Annotated in this window: 19 protein-coding genes and 1 pseudogene; 11 read left to right on the forward strand and 9 right to left on the reverse strand. The window is 64.0% G+C overall.

Features of this window, described 5'->3' with window-relative positions; genetic code table 11:
• The first annotated feature begins 76 nt into the window (after positions 1 to 76).
• From VXL81_RS17650 to VXL81_RS17665, 4 genes are all read left to right on the forward strand, one after another.
• Positions 77 to 382, forward strand: a complete 306-nt coding sequence (locus VXL81_RS17650) for a DUF2282 domain-containing protein (RefSeq protein ID WP_340545985.1) — start codon at positions 77 to 79, stop codon at positions 380 to 382.
• A gap of 68 nt (positions 383 to 450) precedes the next feature.
• Entirely contained in the window at positions 451 to 1,314 is an 864-nt protein-coding gene (locus tag VXL81_RS17655) for a DUF692 domain-containing protein (protein WP_416555445.1), read from the forward strand.
• Positions 1,311 to 2,066: a DNA-binding domain-containing protein gene (locus VXL81_RS17660; RefSeq protein WP_340545987.1), complete on the forward strand. Its 756-nt coding sequence runs from the start codon at positions 1,311 to 1,313 to the stop codon at positions 2,064 to 2,066. The genes VXL81_RS17655 and VXL81_RS17660 overlap by 4 nt, the downstream gene beginning before the upstream one ends.
• Positions 2,067 to 2,069: 3 nt before the next feature.
• Positions 2,070 to 2,606, forward strand: coding sequence for a DoxX family protein (locus VXL81_RS17665; RefSeq protein ID WP_260102340.1), 537 nt, complete (start codon positions 2,070 to 2,072; stop codon positions 2,604 to 2,606).
• A 78-nt stretch (positions 2,607 to 2,684) separates the two neighbouring features.
• Here VXL81_RS17665 and VXL81_RS17670 read toward each other — a convergent pair whose 3' ends face one another.
• Together VXL81_RS17670 and VXL81_RS17675 are read right to left on the reverse strand one after the other, a co-directional pair.
• Positions 2,685 to 3,053: a hypothetical protein gene (locus tag VXL81_RS17670; RefSeq protein ID WP_260102341.1), complete on the reverse strand. Its 369-nt coding sequence runs from the start codon at positions 3,051 to 3,053 to the stop codon at positions 2,685 to 2,687.
• Between the two features lie 40 nt (positions 3,054 to 3,093).
• Entirely contained in the window at positions 3,094 to 3,414 is a 321-nt protein-coding gene (locus VXL81_RS17675; protein ID WP_416542097.1) for an arsenate reductase family protein, read from the reverse strand.
• A 220-nt stretch (positions 3,415 to 3,634) separates the two neighbouring features.
• On the opposite strand from VXL81_RS17675, the gene VXL81_RS17680 reads away from it, so the two are divergent.
• A complete protein-coding gene (locus VXL81_RS17680; protein ID WP_340545989.1) occupies positions 3,635 to 3,841 on the forward strand; it encodes a cold-shock protein in 207 nt (68 codons plus the stop codon).
• 68 nt (positions 3,842 to 3,909) lie between these two features.
• Here the strand turns inward: VXL81_RS17680 and VXL81_RS17685 are convergent, their stop codons facing one another.
• Genes VXL81_RS17685 through VXL81_RS17705 form a run of 5 tightly spaced genes read right to left on the reverse strand, consistent with a single transcriptional unit; the run spans position 3,910 to position 8,731 of the window.
• Positions 3,910 to 5,376 carry an aldehyde dehydrogenase gene (locus tag VXL81_RS17685; RefSeq protein WP_416555447.1) on the reverse strand — a complete coding sequence of 489 codons (1,467 nt, stop codon included), beginning with the start codon at positions 5,374 to 5,376 and terminating at the stop codon, positions 3,910 to 3,912.
• Between the two features lie 11 nt (positions 5,377 to 5,387).
• Positions 5,388 to 6,425 carry an LLM class flavin-dependent oxidoreductase gene (locus tag VXL81_RS17690; RefSeq protein WP_416555449.1) on the reverse strand — a complete coding sequence of 346 codons (1,038 nt, stop codon included), beginning with the start codon at positions 6,423 to 6,425 and terminating at the stop codon, positions 5,388 to 5,390.
• 14 nt (positions 6,426 to 6,439) lie between these two features.
• On the reverse strand, positions 6,440 to 7,348 hold the full coding sequence (locus VXL81_RS17695) for a flavin reductase family protein (RefSeq protein ID WP_416555451.1): 909 nt from the start codon (positions 7,346 to 7,348) through the stop codon (positions 6,440 to 6,442).
• The gene (locus VXL81_RS17700) at positions 7,345 to 8,157 is read right to left on the reverse strand and encodes an alpha/beta fold hydrolase (RefSeq protein ID WP_416555453.1); all 813 of its coding nucleotides are present in this window, start codon (positions 8,155 to 8,157) and stop codon (positions 7,345 to 7,347) included. The genes VXL81_RS17695 and VXL81_RS17700 overlap by 4 nt, the downstream gene beginning before the upstream one ends.
• Complete coding sequence (locus VXL81_RS17705; protein ID WP_340545994.1) at positions 8,129 to 8,731, reverse strand: amino acid synthesis family protein; 603 nt, start codon at positions 8,729 to 8,731, stop codon at positions 8,129 to 8,131. Before VXL81_RS17705 ends, VXL81_RS17700 begins: the two co-directional genes overlap by 29 nt.
• Before the next feature lie 100 nt (positions 8,732 to 8,831).
• On the opposite strand from VXL81_RS17705, the gene VXL81_RS17710 reads away from it, so the two are divergent.
• The 4 genes from VXL81_RS17710 (at position 8,832) to VXL81_RS17725 (ending at position 12,091) form a co-directional block, all read left to right on the forward strand.
• Positions 8,832 to 9,536: a GntR family transcriptional regulator gene (locus tag VXL81_RS17710; protein WP_416539014.1), complete on the forward strand. Its 705-nt coding sequence runs from the start codon at positions 8,832 to 8,834 to the stop codon at positions 9,534 to 9,536.
• Positions 9,514 to 9,951: a carboxymuconolactone decarboxylase family protein gene (locus VXL81_RS17715; protein ID WP_416535201.1), complete on the forward strand. Its 438-nt coding sequence runs from the start codon at positions 9,514 to 9,516 to the stop codon at positions 9,949 to 9,951. Before VXL81_RS17710 ends, VXL81_RS17715 begins: the two co-directional genes overlap by 23 nt.
• A 95-nt stretch (positions 9,952 to 10,046) precedes the next feature.
• On the forward strand, positions 10,047 to 10,841 hold the full coding sequence (locus VXL81_RS17720; protein WP_416535202.1) for an arylmalonate decarboxylase: 795 nt from the start codon (positions 10,047 to 10,049) through the stop codon (positions 10,839 to 10,841).
• A 92-nt stretch (positions 10,842 to 10,933) separates the two neighbouring features.
• Positions 10,934 to 12,091 (forward strand): M24 family metallopeptidase, encoded by a 1,158-nt coding sequence (locus tag VXL81_RS17725; protein ID WP_416539015.1) that lies wholly within the window; start codon positions 10,934 to 10,936, stop codon positions 12,089 to 12,091.
• A gap of 29 nt (positions 12,092 to 12,120) precedes the next feature.
• Here the strand turns inward: VXL81_RS17725 and VXL81_RS17730 are convergent, their stop codons facing one another.
• Both VXL81_RS17730 and VXL81_RS17735 read right to left on the reverse strand, forming a co-directional pair.
• Positions 12,121 to 12,597, reverse strand: coding sequence for a dihydrofolate reductase (locus VXL81_RS17730; protein WP_340545999.1), 477 nt, complete (start codon positions 12,595 to 12,597; stop codon positions 12,121 to 12,123).
• Between the two features lie 12 nt (positions 12,598 to 12,609).
• Positions 12,610 to 13,443 carry a thymidylate synthase gene (locus VXL81_RS17735; protein WP_340546000.1) on the reverse strand — a complete coding sequence of 278 codons (834 nt, stop codon included), beginning with the start codon at positions 13,441 to 13,443 and terminating at the stop codon, positions 12,610 to 12,612.
• A 349-nt stretch (positions 13,444 to 13,792) separates the two neighbouring features.
• Here VXL81_RS17735 and VXL81_RS17740 point away from each other — a divergent pair, with 349 nt between their 5' ends.
• On the forward strand, positions 13,793 to 14,728 hold the full coding sequence (locus tag VXL81_RS17740; protein WP_340546001.1) for a thymidylate synthase: 936 nt from the start codon (positions 13,793 to 13,795) through the stop codon (positions 14,726 to 14,728).
• Between the two features lie 4 nt (positions 14,729 to 14,732).
• A pseudogene (locus tag VXL81_RS17745) lies at positions 14,733 to 14,966 on the forward strand (hypothetical protein); the annotation flags it as partial.

Genomic DNA, 14,966 nt, shown 5'->3' on the forward strand with positions numbered 1-14,966 from the left:
AACACTTCTCAGGCTGAGCTAATGTCTGACCTGTAACAACCGCCTCGCAACCAAATTCCAAAGAAGGAAGACACCGATGTCCAACACCGCAAAATCCCTCGCCGTCGCTGGTGCCGTTGCTGCCGCACTGACCTCTGCCATGGTCACCCCGGCTGCCGCCCAGTCCAAAGAGAAATGCTATGGCGTCTCCCTCGCCGGTCAGAACGACTGCGCCGCCGGTCCCGGCACCACCTGCGCCGGCACCTCGACCGTCGATTATCAGGGCAACGCCTGGACCCTGGTCGATGCCGGCAGCTGCGAAGGTATGGAACTGCCCGCAATGGCCGATGGCAGCGACCGCAAGGGCTCGCTGGAGCCGCTGGAACGTGACCTGCCTGCATAAGCACAGGCCAGACCAGCGGGGCGGGGGATTTCTCCCGCCCTTTTTGTAACCGGATCAGAGGACCTGTCATGCTGGATGCCGCCCCTTCCCTGCCCGCCGCAGCCGGTGTTGGCTACAAGCCGCAGCATTTCGCCGATATTCTTGCAACTGTCGGCGCTGAGCGGCCGAGCCCGGTAAAATGGCTGGAAATCCACGCCGAGAACTACATGGGCGACGGTGGCCGCCCGATCGCGCAGCTGCGTCATCTGGCTGAACAGTTTGCCCTGTCGGTGCATGGCGTCGGCCTCTCTATCGGCGGCGACGGGCCGCTGGACGCCGATCATCTGGCACGGCTGACGCATCTGGTGGGCTGGCTCAATCCTGCCAGCTTCTCCGAACATCTGGCCTGGTCCACCCATGACAGCCATTTCTATAACGACCTGCTGCCGCTGCCCTATACGGATGCCACGCTGGCGCGGGTCTGCGATCATATCAATCAGGTGCAGGACGCCATCGGGCGGCGGATGCTGCTGGAAAACCCATCCAGCTACCTCGCCTTTGCCGAAAGCAGCTGGTCCGAGCCGGAGTTTCTGGCCGAGATCACCCGCCGCACCGGCTGCGGGCTGCTCTTGGATGTGAACAACGTCTTTGTCTCCGCCACCAATCTCGATTTCTCGCCGCAGGGCTATATCGACGCCTTTGCGCTGGATCAGGTTGGTGAAATCCACCTTGGCGGCCATGATGAGGATCAGGACGACCACGGCAAACCGCTGCTGATCGACAGCCACGGCGCCGAGGTGGTGGATCCGGTCTGGGCGCTGCTGGATTATACGCTGGCAAAATCCGGCCCCAAGCCTGTGCTGGTCGAGTGGGACACCGATGTGCCCGCCTGGCCGGTGCTGGAAGCCGAGGCCGCCCGTGCCGCAACCGCGCTGGAGCGGGTGCCGGCATGACTGTCAGCCAGACAGAATTCGCCCACGCCATGATGGATGCGGGCCAGCCGGTGCCTGAGGGGCTGCTGGATGCGACCGGCCAGCCGGCCGGGCGGCGGTTCAGCGTCTATCGCAATAATATCGCGGTCTCCCTGACCGAGGCGATGCACAGCGCCTTTCCCCTGATCGGCAAGCTGCTGGGCAAGCAGAACCTCGACGGGCTGGCGGGCATATATCTGCGCGCCCATCCGCCCTCCTCGCCGCTGATGATGCACTATGGCGCTGAGTTTCCCGCGTTTCTCGCCGGGATGGAGCAGCTGAAACATCTCGGCTATCTGCCCGATGCGGCGCGGCTCGACCTTGCCCTGCGCCGGGCGTATCACGCTGCCGACGCCACTGCGGTTGACCCGGCGCGTCTGGCAGCGCTTGCACCCGATCAGCTGATGGCGACCCGGCTGACACTGGCCCCCGCCGTCACCCTGCTGCGCTCGCCCTGGCCGATCTATGACATCTGGCGCTTCAACACCGAACAGAATGCGCCCAAGCCCCGCCATATCGCGCAGGACGTGCTGATCACCCGGCCCGAATTCGACCCCATCGTTCAGGAGCTGCCCGCCGGGGGCGCGGACTGGATCACCGCCCTCATCGCTGGTGCCACGCTGGACGAGGCGCTGACCGCCGTTCAGGCCGACCAGCCGGATTTCGACCTCTCACACCCGCTCGCCCTGTTGCTGCAAGGCGGTGCAATCATTGACCTAGACCGCAAAGGATAACCGATGCACGCGCTTGTTTCCTCCTATACCTCGATCTTCGGCAAGGCTGACCGGCTGTCCGATATCATCGTCCCGACCCTGGCCCGGCTGGTCTTTGCCGCGGTTCTCTTGGTCTACTACTGGAACTCTGCCGGGCTGAAGACGGATGGTTCGATTTTCTCGCCCTCTGCCGGCGCCTTTGGTCAGATCTTCCCCAAGGCCGCCGAGGCGGTGCTTTATGATGTCAGCCAGCTCAATATCTTTCAGCGGCTGGTGATCTTTGCCGGCACTGTCGCCGAATATGTGCTGCCCGCGCTGATCCTTGTTGGTCTGCTCACCCGTCTGGCCGCTCTTGGCACCATCGGTTTCATCTGGGTGCAGACCATCGTCGATGTGACCGGCCATGGCGTGAAACTGGGCAGTCTCTTTGACAACGCCATTGGTCTGGTCGACCAGCGGGTGATGTGGACCTTCCTGCTGTTGGTGCTGGTGTTCAAGGGGGCTGGTCCGCTGTCCCTTGATGCGCTGGCGCGGCGCGCCACGGCGCCTGCCACCGCCTGATCCGGCCAGTCCTCAAACATAAAAAGGCGCCCTGCATCCGCAGCGGCGCCTTTTTTCATTCCTTGCGTTGGATCCGGTTCAGAAATGCGCCTTCGGCTCATCCGGTTTGCCGGCAGCAAGCGCCAGCAGCCCGCCAAGAAGCGCCAGCGAGATCGGGAAGATGGTAAAGACATTAAGCCCGAACCCGGCATATAGCCCCGCCGCCGAGGCCAGCAGCAGCACCCCGCCCCAGAGCGCCCGCGACAGCGCCATCGCGCCACCGGCCAGCGCAAGGATGGGCGAGATCACGGCCAGGAGCCGCAGTTGTTCGACATCGTCGACCTGCCGGGCCACCCCGTCGATTTCGCCAAAATACTCCACGGCGGCGGTATAGCCATAGCCCGCAAACCCCACCACCATGCCGATCAGCCCGGCCACGATGCCCAGCACCAGCGCTGCATTGCGCATTGCCGCTCTCCTTACCTAATCCGATATGCAGATGGGGGTTCTAGCCCTCGACGCCAAGTGCGGCCTTGGTTTTGGCGTCCCAGCCGAGGTGCAGATCGTCACCGGATCTGATCAGCGGACGTTTCATCAGCGTCGGATGCGCCGTCAACAGATCCAGCGGCTCCCCCGCCCGCTCTGCCTCGCTCAACCCGCGCCATGTGGTGGAACGTGTGTTGACCAGCCGGTCGCCGAACTGCGCCAGTGCGGCCTGCAAAATCGCCTCCGGCACCCCATCGGCGCGCACATCCACCAGCTCCGCCTGCGGCAGCTGTTTCAGCGCTTTGCGGCAGGTGTCACAGGTCTTCAATCCATAGAGTTGCACGTTTTTTCCTTTCCCGAGGGGACGGCTCAGCACAATTTATGGTAGAGCCGCACTGTTTTGCTTGATTTTTACATGGTCCGTGCAAAAGTTGAAACCGGGTTGGGACAACTTCCCCGGCCTGTTTTGTCTGCGCACTGCGGCAAAACCGATCACCCCGCTCTGCGCCGCGAAATTATCGTGTATTCAGGGCGGCTCACTAGCAGGAAGGAGACACGGGAACATGGCGAGTGGCACCGTGAAATGGTTCAATACAACCAAGGGCTATGGCTTTATCGAGCCTGAAGGCGGCGGCAAGGATGTGTTTGTGCACATCTCTCAGGTTGAGCGATCCGGGCTGACCGGGCTGACAGATAATCAGAAAGTCGATTTTGAAATGACCGAAGGGCGTGACGGTCGCCAGATGGCCAGCGACATCCGCCCACTGTGACCACACTCCGGCTGCGCCGGGGTTCCCCCTTGCGCGCAGCCACTCCGTCGCCTGCCCCAGCGCATCACCTAGCGCATCACAAAGGGATCCGGGATCGGATCGTCGCTGGTGCGCAGCCAGACCGTCTTTACCCTTGTGTAATCCAGTGCCGCCTGTAGCCCGCCCTCGCGGCCATGGCCGGATAGCCCGTGGCCGCCAAAGGGGGCGATGGGGCTGACCGCGCGATAGGTATTGACCCAGACAATGCCTGCACGAATGCCGCGGATCATGCGATGGGCACGGGTCAGGTCGCGGGTAAACACCCCAGAAGCAAGACCAAAGGCGGTGTCATTAGCCAGCGCCAGCGCCTCGGCCTCGGTGTCAAAACCGCACACCGACAGGACCGGGCCAAAGAATTCCTCGCTCAGACAGGGCGCCTGCGGCGCGTTGCTGCAATCCACGATGGTTGGCGGAAAGAAGTGACCGGCCTGCGGCAACGGCTGCCCGCCAGTCACGATCCGCGCGCCCGCCGCAACCGAGGCCGCCAGCAAATCCTCCGCCCGGCGCATCTGCGCGCCGGTGCAGAGCGGGCCGATCTCGGTCTCCGGCGCGTCCGGTGCACCGATCCGGGCGCTTTCGGCCTTTTCTGTCAGACGGCGCAGAAAATCCGCCTTGATCCGGTTTGAGATGATCAGCCGGGAGCCCGCAACGCAGCTCTGCCCGGTGGCGGCAAAGATCCCGGCGACCTGCGCATTCACCGCACTGTCGATATCGGCGTCCTCAAGCACGATGAAGGGCGATTTGCCGCCCAGCTCCAGCGAGGTGGAGGCAAGGTTCTCAGCCGAGTTGCGCACCACCTGGCGCGCGGTCTCCGGCCCGCCGGTAAAGGCCACGTGGTCAATCCCGGCATGGGCCGTCAGCACCGCGCCACAGTCGGCGCCAAAGCCGGTAATCACATTGAGCACCCCCGGCGGAAAACCGGCCTGATCAAAGATGCGGGCGAATTCCAGCATCGGCGCCGGGGCTTCCTCCGATGCCTTCAGCACCACGGTACAGCCCGCCGCCAGCGCCGGGCCGATCTTCACCGCGGCCAGAAACAGCTGCGAATTCCACGGCACCACCGCCGCCACCACCCCAAGCGGCTCGCGGCGCAGCCAGACTTCCATATCCGGTTTGTCGATCGGCAGATGGGCGCCTTCGATCTTGTCGGCGAGGCCCGCGTAGTAGCGGTAATACTCAGCCACATAGGCGATCTGGGCCGAGGTTTCGCGAATGATCTTGCCGGTATCGCGGGTCTCGATCCGGGCCAGGCTCTCGGCGTTTTCGGCAATCAGATCCGCCAGCCGGTAAAGCAGCCTGCCACGCGCGCTGGCGGTGATGCCCGCCCAGTCCGGTGCGTGGAATGCGGCACGGGCCGCTGCCACGGCCGCCTCCACATCCGCCGCGCGGGCCTCTGGCATCATCGCCCAGACCTCGCCGGTTGCCGGATCGCGGCTCTCGAAACGGGCGGAGCCATCCGAGAACACCCCGCCGATATACTGCTGGAACTGCTGCATGGTGATCCCCTTCAGGCAAAGGCCGGCATGACGTCGCGAATGAACCGTTCAAGCGAGGCGCGCTTGCGCTTAGAACTCATGCCGCTGTCGATCCAGAAACTGTATTCATCGTACCCCAGCGCCTCATAACCTTTGATCCGCGCAATCGCATCTTCGGCGGTGGCGATCACATTGTCACGCAGCATCGCCTCGGGCGAATAGAACGGATGGGCGGCAATCTCCGCCTCGCTCAACGGCGCGATCAGCCCCTGCGACACGGGCCGTTCGTTTTTGAACCAGGCGCCGAAGTAGCAGTAAAACCGGTTGATCTCCTCCGCTGCCTGCTGGGCGTCGGCGGCATCGGCGGCAATATAGGTGTGGTTCAACAGCATGATATCCGGGCGCGGCATATCCGGGAATTTGGCGCAGGCGGCCTTGAAGGTCTCCATCAGCCGGGTGATTTCCTCATCCCCCTGCCACAGCGGTGTCACCTGCACATGGCAGCCATTGGCAACGGCAAATTCATGGCTGTTGGGATCGCGGGCGGCGACCCAGATCGGTGGGCCGCCCGGTTGCAGCGGTTTGGGCGAGGATGTGGTGGCCGGAAAGGAATGATAGGCACCCTCCTGCGCGTAATCGCCCTGCCACAGCCCCCGCAGCGCCGGGATCAGCGCGCGCATCCGCTGGCCTGCATCCCAGGCATCCATACCCGGCACCATCCGTTCGTATTCGTAGCTATAGGCGCCGCGCGCAATGCCGAGCTCCAGCCGCCCGTCCAAGATCATATCGGTCATCGCCGCCTCCCCTGCAAGGCGGATCGGATGCCAGAACGGCGCGATGATGGTGCCGGTGCCAAGCCGCACGTTGCGGGTCTGGCGCGCCAGATCGACAAGGTTCAGGAAAGGGTTCGGCGCGATGGTGAAGTCCATCCCGTGATGCTCCCCCGTCCAGACCGCGTGCATCCCGCCCTGATCGGCGATTTTGGCCAGGGTGACGAAATCATCGTAGAGATCCCGCTGGTCCTGCTCCGCCGAGGTGCGTTCCATATGGACAAAAAGAGAAAAGCGCATGATGCCACCTGCCGTTATGCGATCTGGCGGATTTCGCCGCTGCGTTGATTGCCTGAATAGATGCCGAAATCGCCGAGAGCCGCCTCGCGGGTGAAACGGTCCAGCATGGCAAGGATCGCCGGATCGCTGACATCGTCCAGCGCACTGCTGTCCAGCGGCACAAAGACCCCGCGCGACGGGGTGCCGGTGGCACCATGGCACAGAAAGGCGATATGCTGGCGTTTGCGGGCAACGTCCTCATAGATCGAATAGACAAAGCCCGGCTCGCCGCTCAGCCCTGTTTCGGCGATCAGTCGGCGCATGGTTGCGGCAGCGCCTTCGGCATCGACCAAGGCCTCCGGCAACGTAGATCCGCCGTATCCGTCATCGACCAGCAGCACCGCGCCGTCGCACTCGATCAGGGCCGAGATCACCAGATCTGGACCGGCCACCGCCGCCTCTGCGGTCATTGCAGGCGTCACATAGGCACCGCGCGCATAGCCAAGCCCGGGGCTGGTGCCGGTGCCAAAGGCGCGGACCTCGCCGATCAGGATCACATGATCGCCCGCCTCAACCGTCTTGTGCAGGCTGCAATCGAACCAGGCCGACACCCCGTCGATCAGCGGCGAGCCCGCAGGCCCCCGGTGCCAGCTGATGCCCGCAAACCGGTCCTCAGCCGGGCGGGCAAAGGTATTGGAAATCTCGATCTGCGTCTCCGCCAGCACATTGACGGCAAACCCCTCGCCGCCGACCAGCGCGTCGTAGTTGCGCGAACTATTGGCCAGGCACACCAGCAGCAGCGGCGGATCCAGCGAAACGGAGGTAAACGAATTTGCGGTGAATCCGATGGGTCGACCCCCGGCATCATGGGAGGTGACCACCGTCACCCCGGTCATGAAGCTGCCAAAGGCCTGACGCAGGGCGCGTGGATCAAGGGGTGTCATGACGGATCCTCCTCAGGGGTGGGCGTGGCGAGCCAGTCGCGCAGTTCGGCGGTGACCAGATCCGGCGCGGTCAGGTTCACCATATGGCGGTGCCCGGTGATGGTCACCGCACGCCCCCGGCGCACCCGCAGCGCCATGGCCTGCGACATCTCGGGCGTGGAATTGGGATCGCCATCGCCGGTGATGGCCAGAAATGGACAGGCAATCTCGGCCAGCCGCCCGGCATAAGTCGCATCGCCCCGCGCAAAAGCCGCATAGGCGGTGGCGTAGCCTGCGGGATCAACCGATTTCAGCCAACCCGCAACCCGGTCACGGGCGTCGATATCGGTCGGGCTGTCGCCGAACCAGCGGGCCAGCGGCGTGTCCAGATCGCAGCGACCCGCAGCGATCTCAGCGGCGCGGGACTGAACGGCCGTCCGCGCCGCCGGATCACGGCAGAAGACGCCGTTCAACAGCGCCACCCGTGTGGTCAGCGCCGGGTGGCTCACTGCGAAACCGGTCGCGATCAGCGCCCCCATCGAATGCCCCGCCAGGCTGACCGGGCCGAGGTCCAGCGCCCGCAGCACATCCCTGAGCCAGACCACGAAATCCGGCAGTTCGCTGTCCGCAGGCAGCGGCGCGCTGCCGCCATGCCCCGGCAGATCCGGCGCAATCACCCTATGGGTCCGGCTCAGATCCTCAATCTGCGGTCCCCAGGCTGCCGATTGCATTCCGACACCGTGCAGGAGCACCAGCGCAGGCCCCTGCCCGCAGTCGCGCAGCGCGACGCTGCGGGTGGGCTCAGACAGCTGCAGGGTTGTCGACATCATTGCCAAGCTCTTTCAGATCCTGATAGCGGTCGCCGATCCGGTGATGCGGCCGCCCGCCGATCGACGCGCCAAGCGCGATCAGCACCTCATCGGCACCGGGCGCATCGGCGACGGAGGTCTGGATGGTGAGGTAATGCGACCGTCTGCCGCCATCGCATTTATCCATCAGCGGGATCATCAGCGGCGCATTGGCAGGCCCGCGCGTATTGCAGAATGACAGGTAGGATTTGGCCCCCACAGCGCTGCGGTAGGGATTGCCGAATTGCAGTGTGTGGATCAGGGCGGAGGCGTGCTCCACCTCGCCGTTCATCCCAACGATCGCGGATTTGCCATAGCCCTCGACCCGGTCACCACCGCCTGCGGCCTCTAGAATCATCCCGGTCAGCAGGGTGCCCAGACCGGGTGCGCAGTCCCGGATCTGCGGCGTCAGATCCTCGACAAACCCCTGCCCTGCCCAAGGATTGCGAATAACGGCGATGGCGGCAATCAGCGTCAGCGGCACCGGCGCCGCCTTGCCGCCTTCGATCAGGGTCTTTTCGACGTGAAGCAGGGTTTTGCGGATGATGGCGGGCATGGGAATCTCCTGATCGGCAGCTCTGCGGTATCATGGTATACCATTATACGATATGTCAATCATACTTGCCGCAGCCCAGACGCGCTGCTATGGAAATCCCATGGAACCCAGCCAGACAACGCTCCGCAAAATCGAAAAAGCCCCGCAAACCCTGCGCGATATCGTGCAGGAACGGATGCGGGAGGCGATCATCGACGGCCATTTCGCCCCCGGTGAGCGGCTGGTGGAACGCCCGCTCTGCGATCAGCTGGGTGTGAGTCGCACCGTGATCCGCGAGACGATCCGCTACCTTGAGGCTGAAGGGCTGGTCGAGATCATCCCCAATCGCGGCCCGGTCGTGGCCCGCCTGACCTGGGATCAGGCGCGGCAGATCTACGATGTGCGCCGCCAGCTGGAAGCGGCAGCAGCAGCGGCCAGCGCCGAGGTGCAGCGGCCGGAGTTTGCCGCCGACCTCAGCCGCGCGCTTGCCGAGGTCGAGGCGTCGATGAGTGACACCGAATGGGGCCATCTGCTGCGCGCCACCACCGGCTTTTACCAGCTCATATTCCTTGAGGCCGGCCATACGATTGCCTGGGATATCGTGCAGCGGCTGAACGGTCGGATCAGCCGGTTGCGCGCCCTTACCATCGCGGCAAAGGACCGCGAAACCTCCGGCATGAGCCATATGACCGCCATTCACGATGCCATTCTCAGCCGCAACCCTGAGGCCGCGCGCCGGGCGGTTGAGACCCATATCGCCGATGCGGCCCGCACGGCCGAACGCTTCCTGAAGGAGCCAGCAGATGAGCCGTCCAACGACACCTGACACACCCGGCGCCACAGCCCACCGGACCAGCACCTTTGACGAGGATCTGTTCCTGAAGGGTCTGGAGCAGCGCAAGGCCACCCTTGGCGCGGAATATGTGGAAAAGAACCTCGCCGCCGCGGATGAGTTCACCCGCCCCTTTCAGGAGGCGATGACCGCATGGTGCTGGGGCTTTGGCTGGGGCGATGACACGATAGATGCCAAGACCCGGTCGATGATGAATCTTGCCATGATCGGCGCGCTTGGCAAGATGCACGAATGGGAGCTGCATTGCCGGGGGGCGGTGAACAATGGTGTCAGCCGCGAAGAGATCCGCGCGATTATCCACGCGGTTGCGATCTATTGCGGCGTTCCGCAGGGGCTGGAGTGTTTCCGCGCCGCCCGGACGGTTCTGGACCAGACAGACGCGGGCTGACGCCGCAGCCGCACCGGCCCGCAGAAGCCAGTCCTCCCCCCTCCTCACAGCGCAACGTCAACAGGCCAAGAGCCGACAGCGAGGTACCTTCTCAGATGTTTCAATCCGGTCAAACCGTTCAGTCCAGCCCCCGCACCCCGCTGATGGGCAAGGGCACCGCCCATCGCGCCAGTCTCGGCTTTATCCTGATGTCCACCGATCTGGCCTGCGAAACCGACCTCTTTGCCATGGCGCCCGAAGGGGTCGGCGTGCATATCACCCGGCTCAGGACCGATGATTACACCACCAACGAGACATTGGCGCGGCACATCGACCACATGGCCGAGGCGGCCGGCCGGCTGCAACCGGATATGAACCCCGAGGTCATCGCCTATTGCTGCACCTCCGGCTCGATTGTCTGCCGGGAAGAGAACGTCTTTCGCGAAATCCGCAAGGGCGCGCCGCAGACGCAACCGATGACCATTGTTACCGGCGTCATGGACGCGCTGCGCGAAGTCGGCGCCAAGCGGATCGTGGTCGGCACGCCCTATCTTGACGATATCAACACCGCCGAGGCGGAATATCTGCTGGCGGCCGGGTTTGATATCCTCGACATTCAGGGGCTGCGGCTGGAAACAGGTCTGGAATTCGGCCGGGTCGAACCCTCCTACTGGAAGGAATTTGCGCTGGAGATTGATCAGCCGGAGGCCGATGCGATCTTTCTCTCCTGTAGCGGCATTCGCGCGCTTGAGGTGGTGGATGAGATCGAACAGGCCGCAGGCAAGCCGGTGATCACGTCCAATCAGGCGCTGATGTGGTCCTGCCTGCGCCGGGCCGGAATCACCGATCAGTTGCAGGGGTTTGGGCAGATTTTCCAACATCCCGGCCACGCGCTGACGCCAACCCTCTGACCCCGACACTCTGCCCCCGGCCGGTGCCCTCCCGGTGCCGGTTTCTGAGCCCTTAACGCCCGACGGGCGGTCCACCTGCAAAGAAGATCACTATGACAGCACCTCTCGCGATGCGCGGATTTCCCGAAACAGAATACGCCGCCCGTACCAGGCGGGCACAGGCCCGCATGGCCGAAGCCGGTTTCGACGCGCTGCTCTTGATGACCGAACCCGACGTGCAGTATTTCACCGGTTTTCAGACGCTGTTCTGGCAAAGCCCGACGCGCCCGTGGTTTGTGCTGATCCCCGCCAGCGGCAAACCGATTGCCATCATTCCCGAAATCGGCGCCAGCCTGATGCGGCGCAGCTGGCTTGACGATATTCGCTGCTGGTCGGCGCCCGCGCCCGAAGATGACGGCATCAGCCTGCTGGTCGAGGCGCTGTCGCCGCTGAAGACGCTTGGCGTGATGAAGGGACATGAGACCCATCTGCGGATGCCGCTGGGCGACTGGGAACGGCTGATGGACGCCCTGCCCGACCTTCGCATTGCCGACGCAACCGGGCTGGTGCAGGGGCTGAGGATGGTGAAATCCCCGGCGGAAATCGACAAGCTCGCCCGGATCTGCGCCATTGGCTCTGCGACCTTTGCCGCGGTGCCGGAATTCGCCCGCGAAGATGTGCCGCTGGACGAGGTGTTCCGCGCCTTTCGCCGCGAGGCGCTGGCGCAGGGGGCCGATGGCGCGCCCTATGTGGTCGGGGCCAGCGCGCAGGGCGGCTATGCCGATGTGATCTCGCCGCCCGATGCCACACCGCTGGCGGCAGGGGATATCCTGATGCTGGACAGCGGCATGGTGCTGGACGGCTATTACTGCGATTTCGACCGCAACTGGGCAATTGGCCATGCCGATGACACCGCGCGCCGCGCCTATGATGTGCTGTGGCGCGCAACCGAAGCCGGGCTCGCCGCCGCCCGCCCCGGCAACAGCTGCCGCGATCTGTTTCAGGCGATGTCTGCGGTGATTGCAGAGATGGACGACAGCGGCGGCGACATTGGCCGTCTGGGTCACGGGCTGGGGTTACAGCTGACCGAACAGCCCTCACACGCCGCCTTTGACACCACCGAGCTGCAAGAGAACATGGTCCTGACGCTGGAGCCATCGCTGTCCTATGGCCACGGGCTGATGATGGTCCATGAGGAAAACATCGTGGTGACGCCGCAGGGGGGCCGCCTGCTCAGCACCCGTGCGGCGCCAGAGCTGCCGGTGATCTGAGCTGTGGCAGACCGGCGCGCGGCACAGACCTAGCGGCGCATGTACTCCACCACCACGCAGGCCGGTGCCTCGCTGCGGATCTGGGTCTGGCTGGCGATCCCCCACTGCCCGGCCCGGAACGGCGGGAAATAGGTATCGGCGTCCTCGACCTCGGTCTCGACCTCGGTGATCAGCATCCGGTCAGCGATCTCCATCAGACCTTCGTAGATCCGCGCGCCGCCAATGCCGTAAATCCGGTGATAGCCCTGCGCGCGCGCCTCCGCCAGGGCGGCCTCGATGCTGGGGCAGACCAGATCCGCGGCATCCGGGTTTGAGGACACCACCAGATTAAGCCGGTTCTTCAACGGCTTCACCGGCAGGCTGTCCCAGGTATTGCGCCCCATGATCAAAGCCCCGCCCAGCGTTTCGCGCTGAAAAGACTTCAGATCCTCCGGCGCCTGCCAGGGGATCGTATTGTCCTTGCCAATGGCGCCATTCTGGTCGCGGGCAACAATAAGCGTGATCATGTCAGTCCTCTCTCAAACCGCAACCGGAGCTTTGATGCCCGGATCGGGGGTGTAATTCAGCACTTCGAAATCGTCATATTTGAAGTCAAAAATGGAGGGCACGTCGCGCGTGATGCGCAGCTCCGGCAGCGGCTGCGGCGTACGCGACAATTGCAGGGTCACCTGATCCATATGGTTGGAATAGATATGGGCATCACCGATGGTATGGATGAAATCCCCCGCCTCATAGCCGGTCACATGCGCCAGCATCTTCAGCAGCAGCGCATAAGAGGCGATGTTGAACGGCACGCCGAGGAACATGTCTGCCGACCGCTGGTAGAGCTGCAGGTGCATCCGCCGCCCCTGCACCCGCACCTGCCACAGGGTATGGCAGGGCGGCAGCGCCATATCGGGCACGTCGCCGGGGTTCCAGGCGGTGACAATCAGGCGGCGGCTGTCGGGGCTTTTGCGGATCATCTCCACCAGCTGCGCAATCTGATCGACCGTGCCCGCCCGATAAAGCGGCTCATCGCCACTGGTGCCGGGGACCAGCTCAAGCCGTGGAAAATGCCGCCACTGATGACCATAGACCGGCCCGAGGTCGCCGTTCTCATCCGCCCATTCGTCCCAGATCGACACGCCATTGTCCTTCAGGTAGCCGATATTGGTGTCGCCGGACAGGAACCACAGAAGCTCGTGGATGATGGAACGCAGATGCAGCTTCTTGGTGGTCACCAGCGGGAATCCATCGGCCAGCGGATAGCGGGTCTGCATCCCGAAACAGGAGATGGTCCCGGTGCCGGTGCGGTCACTGCTGGCCTCGCCGTGTTCCAGAATATACTGCAGGGCCTCATGGTACTGGCGCATTGCGATCTCTCCCTCGTGATCTGCCTGCCGTCGGGGCGCAGAGCGCGCCCGCAGGTTTTCTCCTCTGTCTAGCCTGCCGCCGCCCCCGATCTCAAGAGTGTGTAAGCCGTAGCCGCAGGGCGCCCCGCACCCAGACACCTGCCCGATATCCATTCGGACATCTGCCCCCAAAGTGGCGCAGCTGATCCACACCCTAGCGGCTTGCCCTGCCCCGCGCACCCCGCAACAAAAAGGTCACCGATGCGCCACGGTCGGCTACGGACGGCCCAGGCGGCGCGGCAATTCAATTGACTTTCCGCAACCATGACAAGACACTGCCGCAAACAAAGAAAATTTGAGGTCAGTTCATATGAAGCGGGCAATGCTTGGACTTGCGGCAGCAACGCTGCTGTCGGCATGTGGCGGGGGTACCAACCCCTTTGACACGGGGGATGATACCGATGGTGGCACCACCGATCCGATTGTCCCCGAAGTGCTGGCATCTGACGTTGATAGCGTCGCCTATGACGCCGCTGCGGGCACATTGGTGATCAGCGGTCTCAGCCTTGACGACACACCGTTTTCCGCCAACTACCGCCGCCGCCCGGCGCTCGACCGCGAGGGCTATCAGGCCTATACCGCGCAGGACAGCTCGCTTGACCGTCATGTCACCGCCTATGTCCGTGAAATCGAAAACGGCGGCTTTGCAGTGGCCGTCGCCACCGGCGGTCAGTTCTCCTATTATTTTGCCGGCACCAGCTTTGGCCGTCGCGGCGGCTATTCCGCCCCGACCGAAGACGTCGCCTCCGGAGGTGTGGTGAGCTATGCTGGCACCTACGTGGGCCTGATGAACATCGCAGGCGATGGCGGCGATCTGCTGCCCGTCGCCCCCGGCACCCCGGCTGACATTCGCCCGGCCCAGTCGGCCGAGGTCACCGGCGATGCCTTCGTCAATGCCGATTTCCGCGACAATGTCGTCAATGGCACCATCTACAATCGCCAGATTGAGCCGACCACAGCGGGCGGCACCCCGCAGACGCTGGTGACACTCGACCTCGCGCCCACCGATATTGCCGACAATGGCACCTTTACCGGCACCGCCTCGCAGGTGGTCAACGGCACCCGCACCAATGTCGGCACCTATGGCGGCATCTTCGCCGGGACCGATGCCACATCGGTTGCCGGGTCCGTCTTTGCCCAGAACCACGTCGAGAATATCGACGGCATCGAGGAATACGGGATCTTTGTTCTGGGCCAATGCGGCACCGCAGAAAGTTCGGCCGTCTGCGATCAGCCGGTACCCTGATCTCATGCGGCGCTGTCTGGCCGCAGCCCTGACGCTGGCGCTGCTGCACGCAGCGCCGGCAACGGCGACCGAGCCGACCCCCGAACATCATCTCAGCCTGGAACAGGGCCGCCTGCTGGCGGCGCATTCCCTTGGCACCGGCAAACCGGAGCTGACGCTGGACCTGACCCGCGCCCTCTTGCGGGCCGACCGGCGCGATCACCTGGCCTGGTACCTGCGGGCCGCCGCGCAGGCGCAG

Origin of the sequence: Phaeobacter sp. JH204B (assembly GCF_048055755.1) — a bacterium.
Taxonomy (GTDB): Bacteria; Pseudomonadota; Alphaproteobacteria; order Rhodobacterales; family Rhodobacteraceae; genus Phaeobacter; species Phaeobacter bryozoorum.